Genomic DNA, 6,310 nt, shown 5'->3' with positions numbered 1-6,310 from the left:
CCTGCACCTCGGCCTCGCGCGCCTTCTCGACCTCGGCGTAGACGGCGTCACGCTGGCTCACGTCGAGGATGGGGCGCGGCTTCGACGCGTGGGTCTCGTGCGCGCGCTTCGCCGCGGCGGCGGCCTGCTCGGCCTCGGCCGCCTTCGCCTGAGACTCGGCGATGCTGCGCGCGATGCGCTCGGACTCGGCGTTCGCCGCCTCGAGCTGCGCCGTCAGACGGCTGGTCTTCTCGGTGTACTCGGCGAGCTGCGCGTCATAGGCGCGCAGCTGCGTGAGCGCGGCCGCCGACGCCTGCTTCGCCGCCTGCAGGGTCTCGCGCTGCTCGTCGTGCTCGGCCTTCGCCTGCGCGATCGCCGACTCGAGCTCTTCGAGGCGGGCGGCCGCCGCGTCGCGCTCGGCCAGCAGCCCGATGCGGCCCGCGCTCTCGCCCGAGCCGCCGCGCCAGACATACTCGGTGATCAGCTCGCCGCCGGTGGTCACGATCGTGACGGGGCCGCCGAGCTCTGCGCGCGCCAGCCTCGGGCCGAGCTCGAGCGCCGCCGCGACATCGTCGACGATTGCCGTGTATGCCAGCACCCCGAGCACGCCGCTCGGGGCGGTCACGACCTCGCGCGCCGACAGTGCGCCGGGCAGCGTCGGCCACACGGGGTTCGTCTCGCTCGCAGAGGCGACGACCACGTCGATGCGGCCGAGCTCGTGCGCGGCGGCGTGCTCGAGCACGGCCCGGGCGTGTTCGCGCGTGTCGACGAGAACGGCGTCGGCGAGCGTGCCGAGCGCCGTTGCGATCGCAGCCTCGTAGCCCGGCTTGACCTGCACCGCGTCGGCGACGAGCCCGCGCATCCCGTCGAGCCCTGCTTTCACGATGTCAGCCGAGCCGCCGCCGATGTCGAGCGCGCGGCCGAGCGCACCGACCTGCCCGGTGAGCGCGTCGCGCTCGCGCTCGAGCGTGCGCAGCTGGTCGCGCAGTCTCTCGATCTCGGCTTCCGCGTCGAAGACGGATGCCTGAGCCAGCTCGTAGGCCTCAGAGAGCTCGCTCTGCGCATCGGGCCCGAGGGGCGAGTCGCCCTCGCTGTCGGCGAGCGCCTCTTCGGCGGCCGTGCGCCGTTGCGTTGCCGCGTCGAGCTGGTTCTGCTGCCGCAGCACCTCGCCGCGCAGCGCCGCGAGCCGCTGAGCCGCGGCGTCGGCCTGGCCGGCGAGTTTCGTGAGCTCGAGGTCGTGCTTCGAGATGAGCTCGGCCTGCGCCGCAACCTCTTCGTCGATCGCGTCGAGCCGTGCGCGCGTCGTGCGAGTGGCCTCCTGTGCGGCGGCCAGCGCCGCTTCGGCATCCGTCACCGCACTGCGCAGCGCCTCGGCCTCTGCGCGCGCCTCGTCGACCGCGGCCTGCGTCACCCCAGGTACCGCCTCGGGGGTCTGCGCCTCCACGGAGAGCAGCGCGATCTTCTGACGAGCGAGCGTGTCGAGCCCGCGCAGGCGCTCTTGCACCGACTCGAGACCGTGGGCGACCGAGCGCGCCTGATCGACCGCGTCGCCGACCATCGCCGCCTCGATGCGGCCGATGCGCAGGCGCTTCTGCTCGAGCTGCTCCTGCAGCACGATGCGCTCTGAGTGCCGCGCCTGCTCGTCGCGGCCGTAGTTCTCGAGCTGGGAGCGCAGGGTGACGACCTCGTCGGCCAGCAGCCGCGCGCGGGCATCCCGCACGACCGCGGCGACCGTCTGCGCCTGCCGCGCCACCTCGGCCTGCTTGCCGAGGGGCTTGAGCTGCCGGCGGATCTCGCCCGCGAGGTCGGACAGGCGCGTCAAGTTCGTCTGCATCGCCTCGAGCTTGCGCAGCGTCTTCTCTTTGCGGCGCCGGTGCTTGAGGATGCCGGCGGCCTCTTCGATGAAGCCGCGGCGCTCGTCGGCGGTCGCGTGCAGCACCTGGTCGAGCTGGCCCTGCCCGACGATGACGTGCATCTCACGGCCGAGGCCGGAGTCGGAGAGCAGCTCTTGCACGTCGAGCAGGCGGCACGACTCGCCGTTGATGGCGTACTCGCTGCCGCCGTTGCGGAACAGCGTGCGCGAGATCGTGACCTCGGTGTACTCGATCGGCAGCGCGCCGTCGGAGTTGTCGATGGTCAGTGTCACCTCGGCGCGGCCGAGCGGCCCGCGTGTCGCGGTGCCGGCGAAGATGACGTCCTCCATCTTGCCGCCGCGCAGGGTCTTGGCGCCCTGCTCCCCCATCACCCACGCGAGCGCGTCGACGACGTTGGACTTCCCGGAGCCGTTCGGGCCGACCACGCAGGTCACGCCGGGCTCGAAGGCGAACGTCGTCGGCTGCGCGAAGGACTTGAACCCCTTCAGGGTCAGGCTCTTCAGGTGCAACGGACACGTCCTTTCAACGGGCTGTGCCTACGGTACCCGAGGACGCAGCAGCACCAGGGTCACGACAAGCCCCACGAGCCCTGCGAGGGCGAGCCAGCGATCCATTCCCCAGTCGGTGATCGCGAACATCGGGGCGAACGCGACCGCCGCTGCGGCCAGCACCCATGGCAGCCCGGGCGCGCGAAGGCCGTCAGGGATGTGCGGAACGCGCTCGAACCGCGCCGCCCACAGCGAGATGAGGAAGATCAGCGCGAAGGTCGCGAGCAGCACGAGCGGGCGGGATGCCCACCAGGCCGCCGAGCCGGGGTCGGGCAGCCCGTGCGGAATGAGCAGCGCGACCCCGCTGACGAGCAGCAGGCAGGTGATGTGCCACACGTAGACCGACATGAGGCGCGTTCCGATGGCGAACACCACTACCTGCGCGGCGCGGGCGCGCATCAGCCTGTCGAGCAGCGGGTGCAGCAGCACGAGCAGGGCGAGCTGCGCGATGCCGAGCAGGATCAACGGCACAGACGGCGGGTTGAGGTTGTAGAGCATGTCGGTGTTGTAGATGCGGTTGACCACGAGCACCGCGAGCAGAGCGGAGCTCACGACGAAGACCCCCGACGTGAGCCAGCGGCGGCGCTGGAACACGCCGTCTGCGTAGACGAACCCGAGCTGCTGCACGAAGAGCCAGACGAAGAAGAAGTTGAGCCAGCCGATCGAGACGTGCCCGCTCTGTCGCCGAGCTGTGTCGACCGCGACCGCGCACGCGGCGAGCACGGCGAAGGTGATGAGCGGATGCCGGCGATGCAGCCGCACCATCACGGGGGCGCAGGCCTGACACAGCAGATAGGCGGCGAAGAACCAGAGCGGCGTTCCCGCCCCCTGAAGGATGAGATCGACCAGGTGGGGGTCGACGCCGAGCAGCAGAGCGAGCCAGCCGGCGAGCGCGAAGACGACGAACACCGGCACCGACGGCCGTGCCAGCCGCAGGGTGCGCTTGCGGATGAAGTCCGCAGCCGCCGGCTCGTGCCGGCGGTACGAGGTCATGGTGGCGAAGCCGCCGAGCGCGAAGAACAGCGGCATCACCTGCCCGAAGACGGTCGCGGGCACGTACCACGACTGCTGCTGCAGCGGCTGCGTCACCACGAGCTCGCCGTCGTGCAGGCCGACCCCGATCATGAGCATGTGGACGACGACGACCACGACCACCGCGAAGACCCGCGCAAGGTCGACCGGCAGATCCCTGCTCATAGCCAGGGAAGCTAACAGATCACCGCAGCCGCTGGTCGCGCGGGCAGTAGTGCGAGGAGCGGTTCATGAACGAGACGCGCACGATCGGGGTGCCGCACCGCGGGCAGGGCCTGCCCTCGCGCCCGTACGCGTTGAGCGAGTGCGCGAAGTAGCCCGCCTGCCCGTTCACGTTCACGTACTGCGCGTCGAAGCTCGTTCCGCCCTCGGTGAGCGCCTTGCCCAGCACCAGGCGGATCTCGTCGAGCAGCAGCCGAGCCTTGGCGCGGCTGAGCGAGCTCGCCGGCCGCTCGGGGTGGATGCGGGCGGCCCAGAGCGCCTCGTCGGCGTAGATGTTCCCCACCCCGCTGATGGCGCGCTGGTCGAGCAGCACGCGCTTGATGGCGCTGTTCTTCCGCGTGAGCGATGCCAGGAACGCTCGGTCGTCGAAGAGCGGGTCGATCGGGTCGCGGGCGATGTGCAGCACCTGGCTGGGCACCGCGTCCCCGGCATCCGTGCTCACCAGTTCATCGAGCGCGAGCGAGCCGAAGGTGCGCTGGTCGCGGAAGAAGACGGCGAGCTCTGCGTGCGACGGATGCCTCAGCTCGATGCGCACCCGCACGTGCGGCTCGTCCTCTGGCCTCGCCCACGCGTCGCGCAGCAGCAGCTGGCCGGTCATGCCGAGGTGCGCGAGCAGCGCGTCCGGCCCCCCTTCGCCTGCGGCGAGTCGACCAGCCGGCTCGAGAGGGATCCAGATGAACTTGCCGCGCCGCTGCGGAGCCAGCATGCGGCGCCCCGTGAGCCGATCTGCGAAGGAGCCGCGCCGGTGGTCGTGGCGGGTGATCGCCCGCTCGTCGTACACATCGACGGCGGTCACGATCGCGTCTGTGACAGCGGGCGCGAGGCCGAGGCGCACGACCTCGACTTCGGGGAGTTCAGGCACCGGTGCCCGTCGCCCGGGTCCAGGCATCGAGCGCCGCGGCCATCTCGGCGTGCTTCTTGCTCGTGCCCTCGCCGTGGCCGGTCGCGACACCGTCGACCGTGACGGTCGCGTGGAAGACCTTGGCGTGATCGGGGCCGGTGCCCTCGACCACATAGACCGGCGCGGGCGCCTTGCGCTCGTCGGCGAGCTCCTGCAGAGCGGTCTTCGGGTCGAGCGCCGCACCGAAGCGCGCAGGGTCGCTCATGAGCGGGCCGATGAGCCGCAGCACGAGGGCCGTCGCCTCATCGGGTCCGGCCGACAGATAGGTCGCACCGATGATCGCCTCGACGGTGTCGGCGAGGATCGACACCTTCTGGCGGCCGCCCGTGAGCTCTTCCCCCCGCCCGAGCCGCAGGAACTCGCCGAGCCCCAGGGTGCGGGCGACCTCGGCGAGGGCGACACCTGAGACGACCGACGCGCGCCGCTTCGCGAGCTCCCCCTCATCGAGGTCGGGGTGATCGCGGTAGAGCCGCACGGTGACCGCCTGCCCGAGGATCGAGTCGCCGAGGAACTCGAGACGCTCGTTGTGCGGCAGGCCGCCGTTCTCGTACGCGAAGGAGCGGTGCGTGAGCGCCAGCGTCAGCAGCTCGGGGTCGATGGAGACACCCAGACGTGACTGAAGGGCGTCCGCTTCCGGACGCCCTTCAGGACGATTGCCGTCAGGCACGCGCTGCCTAGACGTCGGCGACCTTGCGGCCCTTGTACTCGAGGAACAGCTCGGTGCCCTGCGAGTCGGTGACGACCTTCGCGCGGTGCGGCAGGCTGTAGGTCACTCGGCCGCCCTCGACGGTCTTGACGAGCGTGGGGACCTCTGCCTTCCACTGCGAGCGACGGGCACGCGTGTTGGAGCGCGACTGCTTGCGCTTGGGAACAGCCATGGCTATCTCTCTTCTGTGTCGGTGCCGGGGGTGCCGGCTTCGGTGTCTTCGGAAGCTCGGAAGTCCGCAAGCGCAGCCCAACGAGGGTCTGTGTTTTCACGGGGCTTGCGGTCCGGGTGATCCGCCAACCGCTCACCGGTCTCTGGGTCGAGACCAGGGCAGTCGGGGCGACACACCGGCTGGAATGGCAGTGACAGCACCACCGAATCCCTGACCAGAGGTTCAAGATCCACGTGGTCGTCGTGAACCTCGAAGTCAAAAGCTTCCTCGCTAGTGTACGCGAACAGATCTTGGAAATCGACTTGGAGCGCTTGCGACACGTCGGTGAGGCAGCGCACGCACTGCCCTTCCGCGGTCACGTCGATGTCGCCGGAGGCGAGGATGCCGTCGTGCAGCACCTCGAGCCGTAGGTCGATGCGCATCGGCGCCCCGGCAGGCACGGCGATCATGCCCTCGCCCAGCTTCTCGGGCACATCGAGGTCGATCGTCAGTTCCTTGCTCAGACCCGGCTGGTGCATCAGGTCGAAGACGGCGACCGAGTAGGGGTTCTTGGCGGCGCTCACAACCTTCAATCATACGTCGAGGCGCGCATGGCCGCCCGCTCGCGGCCGCTCAGCGCGTTCATGAGCGAGCGCGGGGCGAGCGTGGCGACGATCCGCGTCGTCCAATGCCGTGACCCGCGCATCGCCGCGACCACGCGCGCGGTCGCAGCCGCGAGCGCGGCGCTTCCCGGCCCCGCCTGCCTCGACCGCGGCGGGCCGAACTCGCTCAGCTCGACCTCGCGCAGGATGTCGTCGAGGTCCCGCTGGTGCGTGGCATCCGGATGCCACTCGGAGCGCAGCCGCGCGGCGAACGCACGCGGCGTCTCGGTCGGTG

General features: G+C 70.6%; 7 protein-coding genes. All 7 read right to left on the bottom strand.

What is annotated here, in order from left to right; all coding sequences use genetic code 11:
* A partial coding sequence (locus tag ACM2XV_RS11180) for a chromosome segregation SMC family protein (protein ID WP_487026974.1) occupies positions 1-2,362 on the bottom strand: 2,362 nt, incomplete at its 3' end.
* Between the two features lie 27 nt (positions 2,363-2,389).
* Complete coding sequence (locus ACM2XV_RS11175; RefSeq protein ID WP_487026973.1) at positions 2,390-3,598, bottom strand: acyltransferase family protein; 1,209 nt, start codon at positions 3,596-3,598, stop codon at positions 2,390-2,392.
* Between the two features lie 19 nt (positions 3,599-3,617).
* On the bottom strand, positions 3,618-4,517 hold the full coding sequence (mutM, locus tag ACM2XV_RS11170; RefSeq protein ID WP_487026972.1) for a bifunctional DNA-formamidopyrimidine glycosylase/DNA-(apurinic or apyrimidinic site) lyase: 900 nt from the start codon (positions 4,515-4,517) through the stop codon (positions 3,618-3,620).
* Positions 4,510-5,223, bottom strand: coding sequence for a ribonuclease III (rnc, locus tag ACM2XV_RS11165; RefSeq protein ID WP_344778667.1), 714 nt, complete (start codon positions 5,221-5,223; stop codon positions 4,510-4,512). Before rnc ends, mutM begins: the two co-directional genes overlap by 8 nt.
* 7 nt (positions 5,224-5,230) lie before the next feature.
* The gene (gene rpmF, locus ACM2XV_RS11160) at positions 5,231-5,434 is read right to left on the bottom strand and encodes a 50S ribosomal protein L32 (RefSeq protein ID WP_344778665.1); all 204 of its coding nucleotides are present in this window, start codon (positions 5,432-5,434) and stop codon (positions 5,231-5,233) included.
* A 2-nt stretch (positions 5,435-5,436) separates the two neighbouring features.
* Complete coding sequence (locus tag ACM2XV_RS11155; RefSeq protein WP_487026971.1) at positions 5,437-5,997, bottom strand: YceD family protein; 561 nt, start codon at positions 5,995-5,997, stop codon at positions 5,437-5,439.
* Between the two features lie 5 nt (positions 5,998-6,002).
* A partial coding sequence (locus ACM2XV_RS11150) for a hypothetical protein (protein WP_487026970.1) occupies positions 6,003-6,310 on the bottom strand: 308 nt, incomplete at its 5' end.

The organism is Gryllotalpicola sp. CP2-P1, from assembly GCF_057512245.1.
Note: the sequence above shows the minus strand (reverse complement) of the source record. Positions and strands in the feature narration are given on the sequence as shown.